Here is a 20752-nt window from a genome sequence, read left to right as displayed (position 1 = left end):
TTCCCATGTTCGGTGTCATCGACCTCCCCACTTATCTGGCCGGCCTCGTCCTGATAGTCCTGCTGCCCGGCCCCAACTCGCTGTACGTCGTCTCCGTCGCCGCGCGGCGGGGAGTACGGGCCGGGTACACGGCGGCGGCGGGCGTCTGGTGCGGGGACGCCGTGCTGATGACCCTGTCCGCGGCCGGGGTCGCCTCGCTGCTCCAGGCCAACGCCGTGCTGTTCGGGATCGTGAAGTACGCGGGGGCCGGGTATCTGACCTGGCTCGCGGTGGGGATGCTGCGGGCCGCGTGGGGGATGTGGCGGGCCCGGCGGGAGCAGACCGCCGAGGAGGCTCCCGTCGCCGGGGCCGGTGACGAGCGGCCGTGTCGCAGGGCCCTCGTGATCAGTCTGTTCAACCCCAAGGCGATCCTGTTCTTCGTCGCCTTCTTCGTGCAGTTCGTGGATCCGGGATACGCCTATCCGGCGATCTCGTTCGTCGTCCTGGGAGCCTTCGCCCAGCTGGCCAGCTTCCTGTACCTCACCGCGCTGATATTCGGCGGGACGAGGCTGGCGGATGCCTTCCGGCGTCGGCGCAGGTTGTCGGCGGGGGCGACCTCGGCGGCCGGGGCGCTGTTCCTCGGGTTCGCGGTGAAGTTGTCGTTCGCTAGCGCGTGACCGTTCGGCCGGCATAACTCACCAGCGTCGCGGCGTCCTCACCCGCCCAGCCCACATAGCCGTCCGGACGCACCAGGAACAGCCCCTTCCCGTACGACGGCTGGTCCTCGCCGGTGACCACACGCACGGACTCCGGCAGCTCCGGTGCCTCCACGCCCACCGCCACCAGCGTCCAGTGCGGGCCCCGGAACGCGTCGAAGAGGCGGACGCCGTCCAGCTTGCCGTCGGGGGCGCGGTCGCCGGCGCGGAGCCCGCTCGGTGCCGTGCGCGTCTCCTCCGTGAGGGACGAGTCCCGGTACCCCAGGCCCAGTTGGCGGGTCGCCTCGCCGCGGCGGACCTCGCCCCGGTGCACGCCCGTCGAGATGCCCAGCATGTGCGCGGCGATGGGCCGGCGTTCCTCCTCGTAGGTGTCCAGGAGGGCGGCCGGGGCATCGCCCCGCAGCACCGCGCCCAGCTTCCAGCCCAGGTTGTACGCGTCCTGGACGCTCGTGTTCAGGCCCTGCCCGCCCGCGGGGGAGTGGACGTGGGCCGCGTCACCGGCGAGGAAGATCCGGCCGGAGCGGAAACGGTCCGCGAGGGCCGCGCGGGGCCGGAAGTCGGAGGCCCAGCGCACCTCGGTCACCGACTCGGCGGCCAGGTGGGAGCGTGCCGTGACGACCGCGCGGATGGCGTCGGGGGACAGGTCCACCACCGTGCCCTCCGGGAACTGGGCCACGACCTGGAAGTCCTCGGTGCCGGCGAGCGGGCAGACAGCGAGGTAGCCGCTCTCGCCGCGCGGCGGGAAGACGTGCCAGTTGTCCCGGTCGAGGCCGGTGATGCGGACGTCCGCGACGAGGAGGGGGTTCGGGTCGACCGTCTCGCCGGTCATGGCGATGCCGAGTGTCCGGCGGACGACCGAGCGTCCGCCGTCGGCGGCGACCACGTACCGGGCGCGGACGTCGGCGCCCGCCGCGAAGCGCACGGTCACCCCGTCGGCGTCCTGCTCGAACCCCACGACCTCCCGGCCGAAGGACACCCGCCCGCCCAGCTCCTCCAGCCGTTCGAACAGCACCTGCTGGGTGCGCCACTGCGGCACCATCCAGGGCGCGTTGTACGGCGAGTCCTCCGTCGCCTCGGCCGGGTCGAACATCCGGTGCTCGCCGACCCGCTCGCCGTCCTGCCAGACCATGCCGACCGGGTAGGTCCCGCCGACCGCGAGGATCGCGTCGAGCACGCCGAGGTCGTCGAAGACCTCCATCGTGCGTGGCTGGAGGCCCTTGCCGCGTGAGCCCGGGAACAGCCGGTCCGCCTTCTCCACGACCAGCGCGTCCACGCCCCGCCGGGCGAGGTCGATACCGAGGGCGAGACCGGTGGGGCCGGCGCCGACGACCAGTACGTCCGTGTTCATACCCATCTCCTTAACGCTGTTAAGTGCCGTCAACCTCGAGAGTGCCCTTAACGCTGTTAAGCTGTCAAGCGTGAGTACGGAGAAACGCCCGCCCCTGGACCGCGCCCGGGTCGCCGACACCGCCCTGAAGCTCCTGAACGAAGTGGGCCTCGACGGCCTCACCCTGCGGGCCATCGCCAGGGAACTCGATGTCAAGGCCCCCGCCCTGTACTGGCACTTCAAGGACAAGCAGGCGCTGCTCGACGAGATGGCGACGGAGATGTTCCGGCGGATGGTCGCCGGGACCGAGCTCGACCCGTCCGACACCTGGCGCGAACGCCTGCTCAAGTCCAACCGCGGCCTGCGCACCGCCCTGCTCGGCTACCGCGACGGCGCCAAGGTCTACAGCGGCTCACGCTTCACGGGCCTGGTCCACGTCGAGCAGATGGAGGAGACCCTCCGTCTCTTCACGGCCGCCGGCTTCACCCTCGCCCAGGCGGTCCGGGCCACGTCGACGTCGTACCTCTACACGCTCGGCTTCGTCACCGAGGAGCAGGGCGTGGAGCCACTGCCCGGCGAGCGCCGCGAAGGCTTCGACGTGGCGGAACGCGCCCGCCTGATGGACGGCTTCCCGTTGTCGGCGGCGGCGGGCGCGGAGATCTTCCAGGACTTCGAGCGGCATTACGAGGAGGGGCTGGCCCTGGTGCTGGCGGGAATCGAGAAGCAGTACGGGCCTACCGGGCCCGCACCTTCCGCACCGCACGCGTGACCACGGGCGGCAGCAGATCCACGGCGATCCGCCGGGCCGGAGACCGGCGAGACTTGGGAGCGGGGGCAGGCGCGGGGGCAGGCGCGACATAGTGCCGTGAGCGTGGGAACGGCGGCGCCTGCATCTTCTGCGCCCGCGCCCGAATCAGCCGGTGACCGGCCGCCTCCTGCACACTCAGCCCGACGTCCGTGCGCCCCCGCAGCATCTCCAGCAACTCCTCCTGAACGGGCTCCGGGTCCCCCCACGTCCCGTACAGCTTCTGCGTGCTGAGACAGATCGGGCGCAGCCCGCGGTTGAGCACGGCCTCCCATACGGCGACGGAGACACCGGGGGTGTGCTCGGAGCGGAAGTCGTCCAGGACGACGACACCCTCGGGCCGCAGGATCTCGCGGGCCGCGCCGATGTCGCCGTACACGTGCTCGTACAGGTGCGAGGCGTCGACGTGCACGAACCGGCAGCTGCCCTCGGCCACTTCGCCGGGCACGACCGAGGTGGGACCCTCGATCACCCTCGGCAGGGTGTCGTGGAAGGAGAGGTAGTTCCGCTCGAAGGCCTGCCGGGTCAGAGAGGCGTACGACTTGGAGGTCTCGGCGCTGTTGGCGCCGTCCGGCGCCTCGCCCCCGAACAGGTCGCAGACCGTGAACCGCTCCCCGTCCCGGAGGTGCTGCCCGAGCAGGATCGCGCTCTTCCCCATGTAGACGCCCAGTTCGAGCAGGTCCCCGCCGAAGCCCTGAGACCGTTGCCGGTCCAGGAACCAGGTGAACAGCACCTGGTCCAGCGGGGGAAACCACCCGGGGACGTCGGCGAACTGACGGGGTAGCGCATGGGTCTGCTGTGAATCGGCCATGAGCCACTCTTGCTCGTCGAGGTGCCCGTCGAACACCTCCGCACACGCGAAATTATTCATTTCACCTGTCGGCCTCCGTTTATTGCCCTTCATTTGCCGTTCTGTTTCCGGCGGTTCATGAAGGATTAATTCGGTGTCCTCAGTGCGTGGATTCCATGACGTCGCCGAGGGTGGGGCGAAGAGGGGCGGCGAGCAAGCGCTTGCGCGGTCACTCTCTCCGGCCCCGGCGTGAGTGCTTTTCATGCGGGCTGTCGAGTGACTGCCGACGGGGGTGACGTTATGAACGCGCTTTTACGGAAATCTCTGCCTTCATATGGTGAATCCACGGCCCAGTCCCCTTCGGTCCCGCGTCCGGAACCGACGACGAGGACTGTGATGAGGGAAAGATCTGCGGATTCGCCGCGGCCGAAGAGAAAGAGATTCATGCGCCGCGCGCTGGGCACCGCGGCGGTGGCCGCGCTCGCCTGGGTCGCGGTGGCGAACGGCACGTCCGGGGCGTCCGCCCGGCACGGCGGTACCGCCCCGCTCGGCTCGGTGGCCGACGAGGCGCCCGGCTACGCGGTCGAGGACTTCGCCTATCCGGGAGCCGACAAAATCCTCGCGGAGCAGGGCATAACCCTCAAGCGGGGCGACGGCCACATCGTTCTCGCCGAGTGCGGCCCGACCGGTCTGCTGGAGGTCTGGGCCCGTGACCGGGGCGAGAAGGTCTGCTTCCGGGCCACCGGGAATTCCGGCTATCTGGCACTGGAGATTCCCTCCGTCTATGCCATCCGCGGCAACGACTACACGACCCAGGTCGACATGACGGTCGGTACCGAGGAGCAGTCGTACGACATCAGTCAGAACGCCTGGACCCCGGTGGGCGAGAGCGCTGACGAAGAGGGGCGCGAATTCATGCTCGTGGAGATCAGGACCTCCAAGTAGCGCCCGGGGCGCGTAAGCCGCGCCCTGTCGAACCTCCGCCATCAGCCACTTTGCCGTCCCGCATCCGCCGGGCGGCAGACCTCGACCCAAGGAAGTCATGGTCACCCAACACGCCAGACGCGCCCGGCTCACCGCGCTCGGAACGGCTCTGCTCACGGTGCCCCTCACGCTGACGGCCCTGCCCGCGCAGGCCGTCACCGGCACCGCCGCGTCCGACGCCACCTACGGCTACACCGCCCGCCTCGACATCGGCGACGGCACGCGCGCCTGTTCCGGCACCCTCGTCGACACGGAATGGCTGCTGACCGCGGCCAGTTGCTTCGCCGACGACCCGGCCACGAGCACGACGGTGCCGGCCGGCAAGCCGAAGCTGACCACTACCGCGACCATCGGACGCACCGACCTGACCACCACCGCCGGGGTGGTCCGCACGGTCGTCGAACTGGTCCCGCGCACCGACCGCGACCTGGTCCTCGCCCGACTGAACCGCCCGGTCACCACCGTGACCCCCGTCGCCCTGGCGACCACGCAGGCCGCCGCGGGCGAGACGCTGACCTTCACCGGATACGGCCGTACCCGGGACGAGTGGGCGCCGCTCAAGCTGCACACCGGCACGCTGTCGGTGGACTCCTCCGACGCCACCACCGCCACCGTCACGGGTCAGGACGCCGCCGTGTGCGCGGGCGACGCAGGCGGTCCCGAGATCCGTGTCAGCGGCGGCAAGGCCACCCTGGTAGCCGTCAACAGCCGCTCCTGGCAGGGCGGTTGCTTCGGCACCGACACCACCGAGACCCGCACCGGCGGCATCGCGACCCGCGTCGACGACCTCGGCGACTGGGTCGCCTCCAAGGCCGGCGCGACCCGGATCACCGACTTCGACTGCGACGGCGTCGAGGACACCGCCGTGGGCGATCCGCTGGCGTCCGTCAACGGCCTGTCCGAGGCCGGCCTCGTGAAGGTCGTCTACGGCGGTGGCCGGACGTCCGCCGTGCTCCACCAGGACCTCGACACCGTGCCCGGCGGCGCCGAGGCGGGCGACCGCTTCGGTGAGACGCTCGCCGTGGTCGACTGGGACGAGGACGGCTGCTCCGACCTCGTCGTGGGCGTCCCGCACGAGGACATCGGCGAGGTCGCGGACGGCGGCCTGGTGACCGTCCTCTACGGCTCGCCCGACGGCCTGGGCCAGGGCAGGGCCGCGTTCAACTACCAGCAGGGCACCGGCACCGGCGCCATCGACGCGAACACGTCGGTGGAGGGCGACGGGATGGGCTCCGCGCTGGCCGCGGGCACCGCCGCCGACGGTGAGCCGTACCTGGCGATCGGGGTGCCCGGCAAGAACCTCAAGGGCTATGTGGACGCCGGCCTGGTCTTCTACCTGCGCGGCTCCACCAACACCTCGATCCACCAGGACGACACCGGAGTGGTCGGCGTCATCGAGGCCGGCGACCGTTTCGGCGCCGCCCTCGCCGCCTCGCCGAACAACCTCGCCATCGGCGCCCCCGGCGAGACCTCGGACTCCGGTGCGGCGGACGCCGGTTCCGTGACGATCTTCAAGCACGCGCTGAGCGCGGCCGGCATCCCCACCCCGGTGGCGACCGTCGACCAGGACAGCAGCGGCATCAGCGACGCGGCCGAGGCCGGCGACCGGTTCGGCGCCGCGCTCTCGATGATCGCCTACCGTCCCGACGGCGCGGCCTCCGCGACCGACTCGATCCTCGCGGTCGGCACTCCCGGCGAGACCCTGTGGGTCGGCACGACCTCCTACGCCGACGCCGGCCAGGTCTCCACGCTGCGGATCTCCGCCTCCGGCACGGTCAGCGAGCTGGCCACCGTCCACCAGGGCGTCGCCGGGGTGAGCGGAGCCTCGGCGGCCGGAGACGGGTTCGGCACCGCGGTGGCCGCGGCGAACACGGCCCCCAGGGCGGTCGGAACCACCGCCACGCTGCTGCTCGCGGTCGGCGTGCCCGGCAAGGACATCGACACCGCCACCGATGCGGGCATGGTGCAGACGTTCTCGCTTCTCGGCGCGCCCGGCGACTCCGACCACTGGATCCAGGCGGGCAACGAGCGCGGCCTGCCGGGCACCCCGGGCGCCGCACAGAAGGTCGGCGCGTTCCTGAACGCCACCGGCACCCACCTGTGGATCGGCATGCCGTACGGTCCCGCCGAGCGCGGCGCCGTCCACGGCATCCCCTGGTCCAACGCCATGGGCGGCACAGGCGCCACGGTGACGACCTATCAGCCCGGCGTGGGCGCTCTGCCCCTGACCGGCAAGGCCTTCGGCATGGCGATCCGCTGACGGTCCGGCAGCCGACGGGTCACTGATCACAATCGGTGGCCCGTCCCGCCCTGTTCCCGCACCGCTTTCCGCACCACACCCCCCACGCCGCACCACAGCATGCCGACGGGCTCCCCCCGTCGCTCCCGCCTGCCCGGCGATCCGCCGTGCGCCTCGCCGGGCATCGAACCCGAAGGACCACTGTGGACACCACCCACTGGAGCAGACGGCGTCTCCTCGCCGTCCTCGCGGCCTCCACGGCCGCGGCCGCCACCTCCAACCTCGTCTTCGGCCCCACCCCGGCCCGCGCCGACGACTCGGCCACCGGCGACGATCCGTTCAGCCTTCCCGACACCGACCGGAGCAAGGCCGTCCAGGCGTGGATGATCGGCGGTACGGCGGTCCGCGCCGCAGCGGAGACCGCGCTCGCAGGCACCGACGCCGACGTCCGCACCTTCCTGTCGACCGGTCTGGCCGCGGCCGGCGCCCAGGACAAGCGGGAGGCCGTCCTCGCCGCCCTGGCCGGTGCCGGCAAGGGCACCCGGCGGGAGGCCGCCGCCGCCCTCGCGGCCGGTGACACCGCCATCGCCGACTTCGTCTCCACCGGCTACCGGTCCGCCTTCGTGGAGGACATGCAGGCCGCCACCTCCACGGTGATGGGCACCGGTGGCAAGGCCCTGCTGCGCGCCGGCAACACCGCCCTCGACACCGGTACCCAGAGCGCCCTGGAGACCTTCCTGGAGACCGGCCAGTACGACGCGCGCGAGGAGGACATGCGCGTCGAGGTGTCGAGCCTCATGGTGTCCGCCGGCCCCGAGGTGCGGAAGTACGCCACCCGGGCCCTGGACGGCACCGCCTCGGACATCGCGTGGTTCCTGGAGACCGGCCAGTTCATCGCCCGCTCCCGTGACCAGGAGGCCGCGACCATCGCCGAGTTGGTCGCCGTCGTCGTACGCGAGGGGAAGAACGCGGACGCGCGCACGCAGGAGGCCGTGGAGGCGTCGGCCCGCGCGGAGGAGTCCGCCGCGAAGGCGAAGGACGCGGCGCTCGAGGCCGCGGCCGAGGCCAAGGCGGCCCAGCAGGACGTGGCCAAGTCCGCCGCGGCGGCCCGCAAGGCGGCGCAGGCCGCGTCCGGCGCCGCCGACTCCGCCCGGGTGGCCGTCCGCGCCTCCCAGGCCTCCGTCCAGGCGGCCCGCCGGGCCTCCTACGCCGCCACCGCCGCGAGCCAGGCCGCGGCCACCGCCGGATCGGCCGCCGCGAAGGCGTACAACGCGGCGATCGCCGCGTCCAAGGACGCCGCCCAGACATCGGCCGCCAAGAACGCCGCGGTCGCCGCCCGCAACGCCGCCGCCAAGGCCCGCAGTGCCGCGGCCGCGGCGGACGCCGCCAACGCCTCGTCCCGGCAGTCCAAGGCCGCCGCCGCGTCGGCCGCCTCGGCGGCGAACAACGCGGCGGCCGCCGCGAGCGCCTCGGCCGAGGCCGCGGCGGCCTCCGGCGTGGCCCAGGCCGAGGCCGCCGAGGCCAAGCGGCAGGCCACGATCGCGAGCAACAACGCGGCGGTCGCCACCAGTGCCGCGGCGAGCGCCCAGGCGCTCGCGGACCAGGCCGCGGCAGCGGCGGCAGCCGCCCGCGACGCCGCCAACGACGCCGCAGACCACGCGGACGCCGCCGCGGACGCCGCCGAGTGGGCGGTCACGTACGCGGGACAGGCCCTCGACTACGCCAACAAGTCCACCGCGTTCGCGAACGCGGCCACCACCGCCGCGAACGCCGCCGTCGCCGCCGTCGAGAAGGCGGTCGAGGTGGAGGAGCAGGCGCGGGACGCCGAGCAGCAGCGCCTGGACGCCGACATGAAGGAGGCGATGGAGGAGTGCCGTCAGCTCTCGGAGCAGGAGGCACAGAGCCGGGCCGAGTACGCGGACAAGCGCAGCCAGACCGCGCAGACCGTGCAGGCCACCAAGGACCTCGTCATCCAGGCCGAACAGGCACTTCAGGACGGTGACACGGACCGGGCCGCCTCCGTCGGACGCCGGGCCGCCGTCGCCGTGATGAACGCGACCGGCACCTGGTCGCGCGAAGCCGCACGCTACGCCCTGTCCGGCACGGACGCCGATGTGCACGCCTGGATCGACACCGACCGGCTGCTCGCGCAGCGGCAGGACGACCGCGAGACGGCCGTCTACGTCGCCCAGACCCTCACCAGCCCGGACGTGGCCAACGCGGTGGTCACGATGCTGGCCGACTCCGACCCGGACGCGGGCACCGCCTTCCTCGACACCGGTCTGTTCGAGGCGGCCGCCGCGGACAACCGGGTCAGGGCCACCGCGATTCTCGCGCAGAACCCGGGCAGGGCCGTGACCGAGGCGGTGAACGCGGCGCTGGACGCCGGCACCGCCGACGCCCTGCGCGAGTTCTTCACCACCGCCTACGAGCAGGCGCAGCAGGAGGACGACACCGAGGCGACCTCCGCCCTGCTGGCCGACGCCGGCCCGTACACCAAGGCCTATGCCCAGGCCGCGATGGAAGCCCCGGCCTGGATACGCCGCAACTTCATCGCCAAGGTGCGGCACACGACCGCGCAGCTCGACTACGACTGGGCGGCCCACGTCTCCGCCATGCAGGGCGCGATCGCCGCCGCCGCGAAGGTCGCGCAGAAGGCACAGGCGGACGCGTGCACCGCCCAGAAGGCTGCCGCCACGGCTCGCGCGGCCGCGGCGGAGGCGCAGCAGTGGGCCGACAAGGCGCTGGCGGCCGCCGCGCAGGCCGACACCTACGCGACGCAGGCCGACGCGAACGCGGACTCCGCCGAACAGTCCGCCAAGGACGCGCAGGCCGCGGCCGACCGGGCGGCGACCGCGGCGAGCACCGCTCGTAAGGCCGCGCGCGCGGCGAACTACTCGGCGAACAAGGCGGTGTCGGCGGCCGCCAGTGCCATCGCCTCCGCCAACACGGCCCAGGCGTCGGCCACCGCGGCCCGGGCCGCGAAGCTCCAGGCGCAGGCGGACGCGGCCACCGCCGCCACCGCGGCCAGCGAAGCACGCCAGTTCGAGGTGCAGAAGCGGAACGCCGAGCTGGCGGCGAAGGCCAAGCAGGCGGCCATGGACTCGCTCGACGACCGGCAGTCCGGGTCCTACCCCGCCGACTCCGCGGAGAACGACACCGTCGAGGACGAGCCCTCCGAGACGCAGGAGTCGGCCCGCGAAACGGCGGAGCAACTGGAGAAGACGGCCGACGCCTTCACCAAGTGCGCCGTCATCATCGGGCTCTCGGGGCTGGTTCTCGGACCCGAGGTGGAGCCGTTCGCCGCTGGTTTCGCGATCGCCGGGATCGCCGCGTCCGGTCTCGCCACGATCTACACCGGAATCGGCTACGGCTTCGACAGCAGTGAGTTCTGGACGGCCGCCGGCAACACCGCTCTCGAACTGTTCTCGTTCGGCGCGAGCCGGTATGTCGGTGGGCTCGACGGCCTCACCCACACGGCGTCGACCATCGGATCGTCCGCGGCCCACGCGGTCTCCCCGGTCTTCCACGCGCTCGGGGACCTGTTCTAGCAGCACGCCGTTCTCCGGGGCGGATCACCGCCTCGGAGAACGGCCGGCTCAGCGCGCCTTGTTCAGCGCCGTGCGCAGCCGCGGGGTCAGCCGGTCCTCGACGAAGCGGTTCAGCAGCCAGGCCAGCGTCAGCATCGACGCCAGAGTCAGTGCGAAGGTCACGGCCGACGGCAGGTCCAGGTCACGGTGGAGGACCTTGATCACCACCCAGCCCAGGTGTTCGTGCACCAGGTAGAAGGGGTACGTCAACGCCCCGGCCACCGTCAGCCAGCGCCAGTTGGCCCACTCCAGCCAGCCGAGCGCGATCGCGGCGACGGCGAGGAACCCGAAGGCGACGACCAGGACGATGCCGTACGACGTCCGGTGGGCGAAGGCGTTCGGGTCCGAGACGTTCCACAGGTCGCGCACCGCGTAGTGCTGGCCGATCAGGAAGCTGACGGCGACGATGCCCCACGCGTAGACGTCCTTGCGGTCGCGGTGGACCAGGTAGAGGCCCATCCCGCCGATGAAGAACGGCGCGTACTCCGGCATCAGCACGATGTCCAGCACGGGCATCTTCGCGCCCTGGGCGATCGCGGCCGCCAGCGTCCAGCACGCGCAGAACATGACGACCCGGCGCCGGCTCGCCCCCGGCAGGACCACGACCAGGGCGAACAGGGCGTAGAAGCGGATCTCCGCCCACAGGGTCCAGTCGACGCCGAGCACCCGGTCGACGCCCAGCGGCTGCTGGAGCAGGGTCAGGTTCACCAGGGCGTCGCTCGGCGAGACCGTCTTGTAGACGACCCACGGGAGGGCGAACACCCCGGCGACGAGGAGGACGGCCGCCCAGTACGCGGGCATCAGCCGGGACACCCGGGAGGCGAAGAACGAGCGCAGCGGACGGCCCCAGCCGCTCATGCAGATGACGAAGCCGCTGATGACGAAGAAGATCTGGACGCCGAGACAGCCGTAGGCGAACGGCGTGTGCAGGGTGGGGAACTGCTCCTTGGGCGAGCTGCCCCAGGCCTGGGTGACGAAGCCGCCGCGCCCGCCGTAGTGGTAGAGCGCCACCATCAGCGCGGCGACCAGCCGCAGTCCGTCCAGCGCGCGAAGCCGGCCCCCCGCGCGCTTCACCGGCACGACCTGAACGGGTGCAGCCGTGACGGACTGCGGCTTGGTGGTGCTCACGACCGTCTCGGTCACGGTGGTACCCCTAGCAGGGAGAAGTGGCGTCCACCAGCAGGTTAGGCACCACCCTGAGTACTTTTGTTCGAGCAGATCGCTCTTCGCTCAGCTCTCTCCAAGGGTTCACCTGGCTGTCGTACAGGATTCCCGTAGTGTTCCCGGCTCCCCGGAGCAACCCCTCACCGCCTACTCCGACTTCAGCAGCCGCGCGGAACGGTTGCCGACCTGGATGCGGACCGCCTCCTTGCGGGCGAGCTGGCGGATGGCACGCCCCCGGGTGCCGAGCAGTCCGGCGACCCGGGCCACCTCGGTCCACACCCTGGCCCGCTCGCCGCCTGCCAGCACCGCCGCCGACAGCAGCCGGCACGCCTCCCCGGTCTGGCCGCGCCGGGCCCGGATCTCCGCCATGCCGAGGAGGATGTCGACGGGCTGTCTGCGGCGCAGGATCTCGGTGCCCACGCGCAGGGCGTCGTCGTGCCGGCCCTTCTCGAAGTGCCGGGCGAAGTCCTCCGCGAGGTACTTGCCGTGCCGGGAGAGCACCGCGGAGAAGGCCGGCGTGTCCCCTTCGCCGGCCCCCTCCTCGGGGTCGGTGACGGTCATCGGCCGCCCGCTGTCACCCGGTCCGGGCAGGCCGAGCGCCGTCGTCATCCGGGCGGTGAACGCGGGGATGTCGAACAGGTCCTCGACGTCCTGGTAGTCGGTCTCCGAGACCTCCTCGTCCAGCACCCGGCGCAGCGCGTCGAGCGCCGCCTCCGGCGTGTACTCGGCGAACGAGCGGTAGCCGGCCACGCCCTCGAGGACCTCCCGGGAGCCCACCCGGTGGTAGGTGACCGCGCGCAGCCGCTGCTGCACGGCCTCCACCACCGACAGCGGCATCGGGTCGTCGACGCTGGAGAGGAAGAAGACGTCCGAGGCGGCGAGTTCCTCGCGCACCCGGTCCCGTGAGAGCGCTCCCATCCACTCGACGCGATCCGACAGCAGCGTCGAGGGGCCGATCCGCCACGTCTTGTGGCCGATCCACGCGAACCGCCACGGCAGCCCCTGCGTGTACGCCAGCTCCGCGACCCGCGAGAACAGGTCGAGGCCCTTGCGGTCCTGCATCGAGCCGACCATCACGATCCGCGGCCGCTCGCCCGGAGTACGCCGGGCCCGGGCGCGGTGGGTGTCGCGCGGAACCGTGTTGTAGACCACGACCGGGTCGCTCACCCCGAGCGCGCGGAACATGTCGGCCTGGGAGGTGGAGACGCACAGCACCTTGAGCTTCGGCAGCAGCTTGAGCATCTCCTGGTGGCGCAGGGTGTGCTGGCCGCCCTCGAAGTTCATGACGTACTCGGTCTCGTGGGCGTACAGCACCACGGACTTGCCGGCCTCCTGCAACGCCTGCACCAGCTCATTGGCCAGCGGCGAACGCCAGAACGGCGCCAGGCTGTTGACCAGCACGACCTCGGTCCCCTCCAGTTCCGCCATGACGTCCTCGGCACGGCTGTAGGCGCCTAGGTCGAAGTAGCGGATGTCGACCGGGCTCTGCGCGAGCAGTGCCTGGGTGTAGGTGAGGACCGGGATCGCCACTCCGGTGACGTACGAGAACCCGAGGCCCAGCACGGCCAGCGAGCGCGGCCGGACCACCCGCCGCTGGACGGCGTGCAGCGCCCGCTCGGCCCGCGACACACCCACGTGCGCGCCCTCGGCGGAGGTCCACCGCGGGGCCGGCGGCTCGGCGGGCACGGCGGCCTTCTCGACGATGCCGAGGACCCGCTCGGGGACGTCGTCGTGGAAGCTGATGAAGTGCTCGACGGGCTCGCCGTGCACGTTGGCCGTGAACTTGCCCGAGCGCTGCAGATCGGCGACGACGTCGACGAGCTCGCCGACGGTTCCCACGTTGCGCAGCAGGGGGTGGTTGATGGTCGGGAAGACGATGTTCAGCGGCGGCGGGCTGAAGAGGATCAGCGGAGTGCCTGCGCGCAGCGTCTGGAGGTAGGTGGTGGAGAAGAAGGTGACGGCGAGGTCGTAGCCGTCGAGCGCCTCGGCGTCCAGGAGCGCCTTCTCGTCGAGGACCGTCACGTCGGGCAGGGTCCGCAGCCAGTCGAGGTGGCCGCCGAGGGTGGAGGGGTGCGGCTTGATCTCGACCGTGCCGAACTCGGCGAGGGCCTCGCACAGTTCGGTCAGCTGGGTGCGGTGATCGCTGCGGGAGAGCTTGTTCTGGTTGCTCAGCGGCTGGTCGAGGACCACGATCCGCAGCGGCTCGCCGGGGTCCTTGGCGTGCCGGTGGGTGGTGGAGCGGGCCGCACGCAGCAGGGCCGGGTCGTCGCTGTGGCCCAGCGCGCCGGTGATGTGGACCGGCGGGTCGGCGTCCCCGGTACGGAACGTCAGATGGTTGGCCGTGGCCGGGCCCCAGACGCAGACGGCGGCGGGGGACGAGGAGCCGTAGTACCAGTTCTGGTCATGCAGTCCGGCGTCGGTCTTCTTGAAGTGGAAGTCCAGGTGGCCGTCCTGCACCAGGACCAGCGGGACTGAGCGGCCTAACGCTCCCGCGACCCGTCTGCCGCGCTGCGACTGGTCGTTGAAGAACACCAGCCGGTCGATGTCCTCCCGCTCGGCGAACGCCCGTAATCGGTAGCCGAGTTCCTCCAGGAACTCGTCGGCGCTGAACGCCTCGTCGACCGTGAAGAGGTTGCGCACCGCGAGACCGTCGAACCGGGCCGCGGCCTCCTCCTCGATCCAAGCGGCGACATCGCCGTCCCGGTCGGCAGTGACCAGGTGGAAGGAGTGGGAGCCGGCTCCGGGAGCCTTCATGATCTCGGAGGCCAGACCGACACCGTTCCGGTTCTCGACGAATACAGCGATACGCATGGATGTACCTGCCCACAGTTGGGGATAAGTCTGCAACTTCGTGAATGAAATACGACCTTTCTATGACCATGCCCAACCTGGAGCGAACGGTTGGTGAACAACGGCTCGGAACAAACACGAACGGGGCGTGACGGAAGTCCGTCACGCCCCGTTCGACCGGGAGTACTTGTCGCCTATCGCCGTACGGCCTTCTTCAGGGCCCGCGCCCTGCGCACCACCCGGCGCGCGGTCGCGTTGTGCGGCAGGAACGCCAACCGCTCCGGAATCCCACCCGGCAGCCCGAGCGAGGTCAGGCGCTTCCTTCGGAAGTAGCGCCGGGTGCGTGGGCCGAAGTGCTCGGAGAGATAGCGTTCCGCGGCCGGGCGCAGCGGTGGGTGGATCTGCGCCTGCATCGTGAAACTCAGCGCGGTCACCAGGGCGTTCAGTGTGTCCGCGGGCACCGCCTCCTCGCCCTTGCGCCCCTCCAGGTCCGCCAGCACCGCGTCGGCCAGCACCACCGGGACCCGGTTGCTGTTCTGGTACGGCGTCAGCCGCTCAAGGAGCAGCTCGGTGCCGATGCGGGCGGTCGGCAGGTCGTAGAGGGCGGAGGCCGTGAACAGCGCGGTGGAGAAGCAGCCGACGACCAGCGCGGGCCGTGCCTTCTCGAACAGCACCTCGGCGAGCACCGGGGTGTCCAGGACGGTGAGGTCCACGCCGAGCTTCTCGGCCTCGGCCTCCAGGGCACGGCTGAAGCGGGCCGGCGCGCTGGGATGCGGCTTGAAGACGATCGAGCGGTGCCCCTTGGCGACCGCGCCCTTCAGCATCCGTACGTGCAGGTCCTCCTCCTCGACGGGGGAGAGGATGTCCAGCGCGGAGAGGTACTGGCCGAGCAGCAGCGCCGCGTTGTCCGGCAGCGGCGGCAACTCCTCCACGGCGGTCAGTTCGCCCATCGCCTTCAGGAAGGCGGACGTCGGCACCACGACCGGCGGTACGCCGAACTCGGTCAGCAGCATCGGCGTGAGCCCCGCGATCAGGTCCAGGTGGAGCAGCCGCCGCACGCGCGTGCCGACCAGCGGGTCGAGCTTGTTGCGGGTGGGGCCGTAGCTCATCAGGCCATCGGCGTAGACGTCCACCGGGGCGCCGGTGAAGATCTGCGCGACGGTGAGGGCGGGGGCGACCTGGAGGGACTCCAGGACCAGTTCGACACGGTCCTCGCCGAGGCCCCACAGCAGCCGCAGATAGCGCTCGAAGAGGGGGATGTCGTCCGGGCGGGGGGCCCAGGAGCCCGGGTGGAAGGGGCGGATGGCCTCGTTCCAGGAGAGCACCTCGTCGAAGTGGTCGCGCAGCGGCGCGAAGCCCGGCATCGCGTCCAGCGGCAGCGAGGTCTCCGGCGTCGCGGTGTTGTTGAACACCAGCAGCACGCGCCGCTCGGCGTCCTCGAAGAGGTCGGAGTCGATCGCGGCGGCCAGGGTGACCGCGCCGTACAGCGTGGAGGCGCAGAAGATCTGCGTGGTGCGGGGGGTACGGGGGGACATCACGCGGCCGCCTTCGCTGTGGTGATCCGCCGCCGCAGCCGCCGCAGCTTGGCGGAGCGGCGCAGGTCCATGGTGTCGAGTACGTCACCGAGCGCGTCCTGCGGCATCCGCTGTATGGCCGCCGCGCTCATCGCCCGCAGCTGCTTGGCCACGGACGGCTCCCACTTGGAATCGTCGGAGAGATGGTGGGCGATGATCGCGCAGTAGGTGCGCACCGCCTTGGGGAGCAGCTTGTCGGCGTCCCGGTCGGCCGCCGTCTCCTCGATGACCTGGTCGAAGGCGCGGATGAAGTCGAGCTGGCGGGCGTCGCCGATCTGGGTGAGGGAGGAGGCCACCCCGCGCCGGTAGAACACCCCCAGCAGACTCACCACGGCGAACGACTCGGCCTCGCGGTGCAGCTTCCAGATCCACGGCCGGTCCTCGGCCGTGCGCAGCCCGTCGGTGAAGTGCAGCAGGCCCTTGTCCAGCAGGCGGCGGTGGTAGGCGCCGGCCCACGCGTACGCGTAGTCGACGGAGGTCGACCGGTCGGCGGGCAGGATCGCGTCCCGCGGGTTCATCACCTCGCCCCGCCGCCCGATCGGGACCCGGTGCACGGTGCGGGCGCGCGCGACGGTCTGCACATGGTCGGTGCGGACGAAGTCACAGCCCAGGTCCTCGATGGCGGTGACCAGTTCCGTGAGGTAGCCCGGCGCGAGCCAGTCGTCGCCGTCCAGGAAGGTCAGGTACTCACCGCGCGCCGCGTCCAGGCCGGTGTTGCGCGCGGTGGCGAGCCCTCCGTTCGTCTCGTGGTGGAGGACCTGCACCTGGGCGACGTCCGAGAGCTCCTCGGCCGCACGGTCGAGAATCGCCGGAGTTTCGTCCTTTGATTTGTCGTTCACCAGCACGAACTCGAAATCTTTCCGCGCATTCATGCGAAGACTTCGGAGGGTGTCCGGGGCGTATTGCTGCACGTTGTAGAACGGCACGATGACGGAGAGCTTTGGCACCCGAGAAACGCTAGAAGGCGGTCCGGCAGCGGAACTTTCGGGCAGAAGGACTGTGGGTGAACTCGATGTGTCGGAACGGTGCATCCCGTGTACTTCCCGGTCTTCGGCGGGCCAGTTCGGCTCTCGGTGGGCTTTTGTTAACTTCTCGTTGATTCGCGGTTGGGCAGGACCTAGAAATTGCTTCCTAGCGTCTTCGTTGTGCCGCCAAGTACAACGAAGTCCCTTCGAATCGCCGTCCTCGCGGACTCCGACACCCGCTGGAAATGGGGTGCGCTGACCGCCGACCGCATCGCTCCGGGTCCGTCCATGGAAGCCGGACCGCGAGGCGGGGCGCAAGTCGGCCTCGCGCTGGACGGATTCCTGCTGCGCGGCCGGGCCACACCCACCGCACGCCAGCTCGAAGAGGTCGGTGTGCGTGCGGACTCCCTGCGGGAGGTCACCGCCGTCGAGTTCCTGCGCGCCATGGCCGAGACGTCGTACGACATCGTCGTGCTGGCCCTGGTCGGCGGCGGGGTCCAGGCCATGCTGCACGGCCTGGCGCGGGTCTGGGACGGTCTGGAGAAGCGGCCCGTGGTCGTCACCGGCTATGTCGGCGTCGTCTACGAGAAGCTCGCCGACGGCCTGCTCCTACGGCACGGAGCCGACCTGGTCCTCGCCAACTCCCGCCAGGACGCCGAGCGTTTCCGGGCGGTGTACGAGGGCGTCGGCGCGGATGCCTCCGCCGTGACCGAGGTGGCGCTGCCGTTCCTGGGCGGTGCGGCCTACGAAGGTGAACACGACCCGTACACCGTGGTGTTCGCGGTCCAGCCCTCCGTGCCCGACAACCGCAGGGACCGGGTGTACCTGCTGGAGCGGCTCGTGGGCCACGCCCGGCTGCACCCCGAGCGCGAGGTGCTGCTCAAGCTGCGCTCCAGGCCCGGCGAACACACCACGCACATCGAGGAGTTGCCGTACCAGAAGCTGATCCAGCGGCTCGATCCGCCGGCCAACTTCCGTCTGGTGTACGGCAACATGGGCGAGGTCCTGGACCGGACCGACCTGCTGGTCACCATCAGCTCCACGGCGGCCCTGGAGTCGCTGCACCGGAGCGTCCCCACGGCGGTCCTGACCGACCTGGGCATCCGCGAGGTCCTCGGCAACCACCACTTCGTCGGTTCCGGCTGCCTCGCCTCCTGGGACCAGCTGGACGCGGGCCACCGGCCGGTGCCCGACGAGGAGTGGGTGGCCCGCCAGGGCGTGGTCGCGGACGGCTCGTACGCGCACGCCTTCGACGGGGCGCGCGAGCGCATCACCAAGCTGCTGGCCTCGCCCGAACGGCCGCCGCTGACCCCGTACTACACACCCGTCACCGCCCCCGGCTACCTCCCCGGCATCCTCGCCCGCCACCACCTCGGCCCCGACGGCACACCGTTGCCCGGCGCCCCCGCCCACGACAAGGAGCCGGGCCCGGTGCGGCAGATCGTCCGCCGCGCGGCCCGGGGCGCCTACCGGCACGGGGTGCAGCGGGTGGCCCCGGTGATCCGGCGGATGGGGGAGCTGTGACGTCTTTCCAGTCGCTATTCAAGGAAGTGGACCCCATGTCCAACCCGCAAGCGGGCCAAGGCGCTTCGGTGCGCCGGGTGCTCGCGGTGATTCCCGCGCGCGGCGGCTCCAAGGGTGTGCCCGCGAAGAACCTCGCCCCCGTGGGAGGTGTGCCGCTGGTCGCGAGGGCCGTGCGCGAGTGCCGTGCGACCCGGCTGGTGACGGACGTCCTCGTGTCCACGGACGACCAGGCGATCGCCGCCGCCGCCCGCGAGGCCGGCGCCGAGGTCGTGATGCGTCCCGCGGCCATCGCCGGTGACACGGCCACCTCGGAGGCCGCCGTCCTGCACGCCATGGACACCCACGAGGCCCTGCACGGCGCGGCCGTCGACGTCGTGGTGTTCGTGCAGTGCACCAGCCCCTTCATCGTCCGCGAGGACATCGACGGGGTCGCCGCCGCGATCGTCGAGGACGGTGCCGACACCGCTGTCACCGTGGCCCCGTTCCACGGCTTCATCTGGCGGGACACCGAGTCCTCCCAGGAGGCGGCCGACGCGGCCACCGGCGGCGGCCAGGGCGTCAACCACGACAAGTCCTACCGCCCCCGCCGCCAGGACCGCCCCCAGGACTTCCTGGAGACCGGCGCCGCCTACGCGATGGACGCGCCGGGCTTCCGCAAGCACCAGCACCGCTTCTTCGGCCGCACCGAACTCGTCCGCACGGACCCCGCGCGTGTGCTGGAGATCGACGACCCGCACGACCTGGCCCGCGCCCGCGCGCTGGCCCCGCTGTTCGACGCGGACCGCGCCGGCGCCCTGCCGTCCTTCGACGACGTGGACGCGGTCGTACTGGACTTCGACGGCACCCAGACCGACGACCGGGTGCTGATCGACGCCGATGGAAAGGAGTTCGTCTCCGTGCACCGCGGAGACGGACTCGGCATCGCCGCCCTGCGCAGGTCGGGCCTGAAGATGCTGACCCTTTCCACGGAGCAGAACCCGGTCGTCGCCGCCCGTGCACGCAAGCTCAAGATCCCCGTGCTGCACGGCATCGACCGGAAGGACCTCGCGCTGAAGCAGTGGTGCGAGGAGCAGGGCATCGCGCCCGAGCGCGTGCTCTACGTCGGCAACGACGTCAACGACCTCCCGTGCTTCGCCCTCGTGGGCTGGCCCGTGGCGGTCGCGAGCGCCCACGACGTGGTACGCGGCGCCGCCCGTGCGGTCACCACCGTCCCCGGTGGCGACGGCGCGATCCGAGAGATCGCCAGCTGGATCCTCGGCCCCTCTCTCGACTCCCTCGACAAGTAAGGAACGTTCCCGTCATGTCTGTTAACTCCCGCCTCCGCACGTTCGGTACCGAGCGCATCGCCGGTCCCGGCCAGCCCGTCTACATCTGCGGCGAGATCGGCATCAACCACAACGGCGAGCTGGAGAACGCCTTCAAGCTCATCGACGTGGCCGCCGAGGCCGGCTGCGACGCCGTCAAGTTCCAGAAGCGCACGCCCGAGATCTGCACCCCGCGCGACCAGTGGGACATCGAGCGCGACACCCCCTGGGGCCGGATGACCTACATCGACTACCGCCACCGCGTGGAGTTCGGCGAGGACGAGTACCGCCAGATCGACGAGTACTGCAAGGAGAAGGGGATCGCCTGGTTCGCCTCCCCGTGGGACACCGAGGCCGTCGCCTTCCTGGAGAAGTTCGACGTCCCGGCCCACAAGGTGGCGAGCGCCTCCCTCACGGACGACGAGCTGCTGCGCTCCCTGCGCGCCACCGGCCGCACGATCATCCTGTCCTCCGGCATGTCGACCCCGAAGCAGATCCGCCACGCGGTCGAGGTCCTCGGCTCGGAGAACATCCTTCTGTGCCACGCCACTTCGACCTACCCGGCGAAGGCCGAGGAGCTCAACCTGCGCGTGATCAACACTCTGCAGGAGGAGTACCCGAACGTCCCGATCGGCTACTCCGGCCACGAGACGGGCCTGCAGACCACCCTCGCGGCGGTCGCCCTCGGCGCCACCTTCGTCGAGCGCCACATCACCCTCGACCGTGCGATGTGGGGCTCCGACCAGGCCGCGTCGGTGGAGCCGCAGGGCCTCACCCGCCTGGTCCGCGACATCCGCACCATCGAGGCCTCCCTCGGCGACGGCGTCAAGAAGGTCTACGACTCCGAGCTCGGCCCCATGAAGAAGCTGCGCCGCGTCACCGGTGTGGTCGCCGAGGCGGAGATCGCGGCCGCCGCGGGCGAGCCGGTCTCGGTCTGAGCCACACGGCGTCGAGTCCTCAGGTGCCGGGTCCTCAGGCGTCAGCTGCCTGAGGACCCGGCG

14 protein-coding genes are annotated in these 20752 nt (G+C 71.3%); 8 read left to right on the top strand and 6 right to left on the bottom strand.

The annotated features are described in order from the left end of the window. The first annotated feature begins 5 nt into the window (after positions 1 to 5). A complete protein-coding gene (gene leuE / locus M2157_RS18970) occupies positions 6 to 656 on the top strand; it encodes a leucine efflux protein LeuE (protein WP_280865786.1) in 651 nt (216 codons plus the stop codon). On the opposite strand, the gene M2157_RS18965 is transcribed toward leuE, so the two are convergent. Continuing rightward, positions 646 to 2043, bottom strand: a complete 1398-nt coding sequence (locus M2157_RS18965; protein WP_280865785.1) for an FAD-dependent oxidoreductase — start codon at positions 2041 to 2043, stop codon at positions 646 to 648. The two genes, leuE and M2157_RS18965, sit on opposite strands and share 11 nt — an antisense overlap. Positions 2044 to 2113: 70 nt before the next feature. Between M2157_RS18965 and M2157_RS18960 the strand changes: the two genes are divergently transcribed. After that, positions 2114 to 2791: a TetR/AcrR family transcriptional regulator gene (locus M2157_RS18960; protein WP_280862948.1), complete on the top strand. Its 678-nt coding sequence runs from the start codon at positions 2114 to 2116 to the stop codon at positions 2789 to 2791. On the opposite strand, the gene M2157_RS18955 is transcribed toward M2157_RS18960, so the two are convergent. Beyond that, positions 2757 to 3638 (bottom strand): class I SAM-dependent methyltransferase, encoded by an 882-nt coding sequence (locus M2157_RS18955; RefSeq protein ID WP_280865784.1) that lies wholly within the window; start codon positions 3636 to 3638, stop codon positions 2757 to 2759. The genes M2157_RS18960 and M2157_RS18955 overlap by 35 nt on opposite strands. Positions 3639 to 4061: 423 nt before the next feature. Here M2157_RS18955 and M2157_RS18950 point away from each other — a divergent pair, with 423 nt between their 5' ends. From M2157_RS18950 to M2157_RS18940, 3 genes are all read left to right on the top strand, one after another. Next, positions 4062 to 4562, top strand: coding sequence for a hypothetical protein (locus M2157_RS18950; protein WP_280862946.1), 501 nt, complete (start codon positions 4062 to 4064; stop codon positions 4560 to 4562). A gap of 97 nt (positions 4563 to 4659) precedes the next feature. Further along, positions 4660 to 6861: a S1 family peptidase gene (locus tag M2157_RS18945; RefSeq protein WP_280865783.1), complete on the top strand. Its 2202-nt coding sequence runs from the start codon at positions 4660 to 4662 to the stop codon at positions 6859 to 6861. 182 nt (positions 6862 to 7043) lie between these two features. After that, on the top strand, positions 7044 to 10391 hold the full coding sequence (locus tag M2157_RS18940; RefSeq protein WP_280865782.1) for an ALF repeat-containing protein: 3348 nt from the start codon (positions 7044 to 7046) through the stop codon (positions 10389 to 10391). A gap of 48 nt (positions 10392 to 10439) precedes the next feature. Here M2157_RS18940 and M2157_RS18935 read toward each other — a convergent pair whose 3' ends face one another. The 4 genes from M2157_RS18935 to M2157_RS18920 form a co-directional block, all read right to left on the bottom strand. Next, positions 10440 to 11573 carry an acyltransferase gene (locus tag M2157_RS18935; RefSeq protein WP_280862943.1) on the bottom strand — a complete coding sequence of 378 codons (1134 nt, stop codon included), beginning with the start codon at positions 11571 to 11573 and terminating at the stop codon, positions 10440 to 10442. Between the two features lie 168 nt (positions 11574 to 11741). Next, positions 11742 to 14405 carry a glycosyltransferase family 4 protein gene (locus M2157_RS18930; RefSeq protein ID WP_280865781.1) on the bottom strand — a complete coding sequence of 888 codons (2664 nt, stop codon included), beginning with the start codon at positions 14403 to 14405 and terminating at the stop codon, positions 11742 to 11744. Between the two features lie 173 nt (positions 14406 to 14578). Beyond that, positions 14579 to 15919, bottom strand: a complete 1341-nt coding sequence (locus tag M2157_RS18925; RefSeq protein ID WP_280862941.1) for an alpha-2,8-polysialyltransferase family protein — start codon at positions 15917 to 15919, stop codon at positions 14579 to 14581. Further along, the gene (locus M2157_RS18920) at positions 15919 to 16905 is read right to left on the bottom strand and encodes a glycosyltransferase family 2 protein (RefSeq protein ID WP_280862940.1); all 987 of its coding nucleotides are present in this window, start codon (positions 16903 to 16905) and stop codon (positions 15919 to 15921) included. Before M2157_RS18920 ends, M2157_RS18925 begins: the two co-directional genes overlap by 1 nt. 198 nt (positions 16906 to 17103) lie before the next feature. Between M2157_RS18920 and M2157_RS18915 the strand changes: the two genes are divergently transcribed. The 3 genes from M2157_RS18915 to M2157_RS18905 are packed head-to-tail and all read left to right on the top strand — an operon-like array spanning position 17104 to position 20689. Further along, positions 17104 to 18447: a DUF6716 putative glycosyltransferase gene (locus tag M2157_RS18915; RefSeq protein WP_280862939.1), complete on the top strand. Its 1344-nt coding sequence runs from the start codon at positions 17104 to 17106 to the stop codon at positions 18445 to 18447. Positions 18448 to 18482: 35 nt separating this feature from the next. Beyond that, the gene (locus M2157_RS18910) at positions 18483 to 19733 is read left to right on the top strand and encodes an acylneuraminate cytidylyltransferase (protein ID WP_280862938.1); all 1251 of its coding nucleotides are present in this window, start codon (positions 18483 to 18485) and stop codon (positions 19731 to 19733) included. A gap of 14 nt (positions 19734 to 19747) precedes the next feature. Then, the gene (locus M2157_RS18905; protein ID WP_280862937.1) at positions 19748 to 20689 is read left to right on the top strand and encodes an N-acetylneuraminate synthase family protein; all 942 of its coding nucleotides are present in this window, start codon (positions 19748 to 19750) and stop codon (positions 20687 to 20689) included. Positions 20690 to 20752 lie beyond the last annotated feature (63 nt).

The organism is Streptomyces sp. SAI-127, from assembly GCF_029894425.1.
Taxonomy (GTDB): domain Bacteria; phylum Actinomycetota; class Actinomycetes; order Streptomycetales; family Streptomycetaceae; genus Streptomyces.
This window is presented reverse-complemented; position numbering and strand designations above follow the sequence as displayed.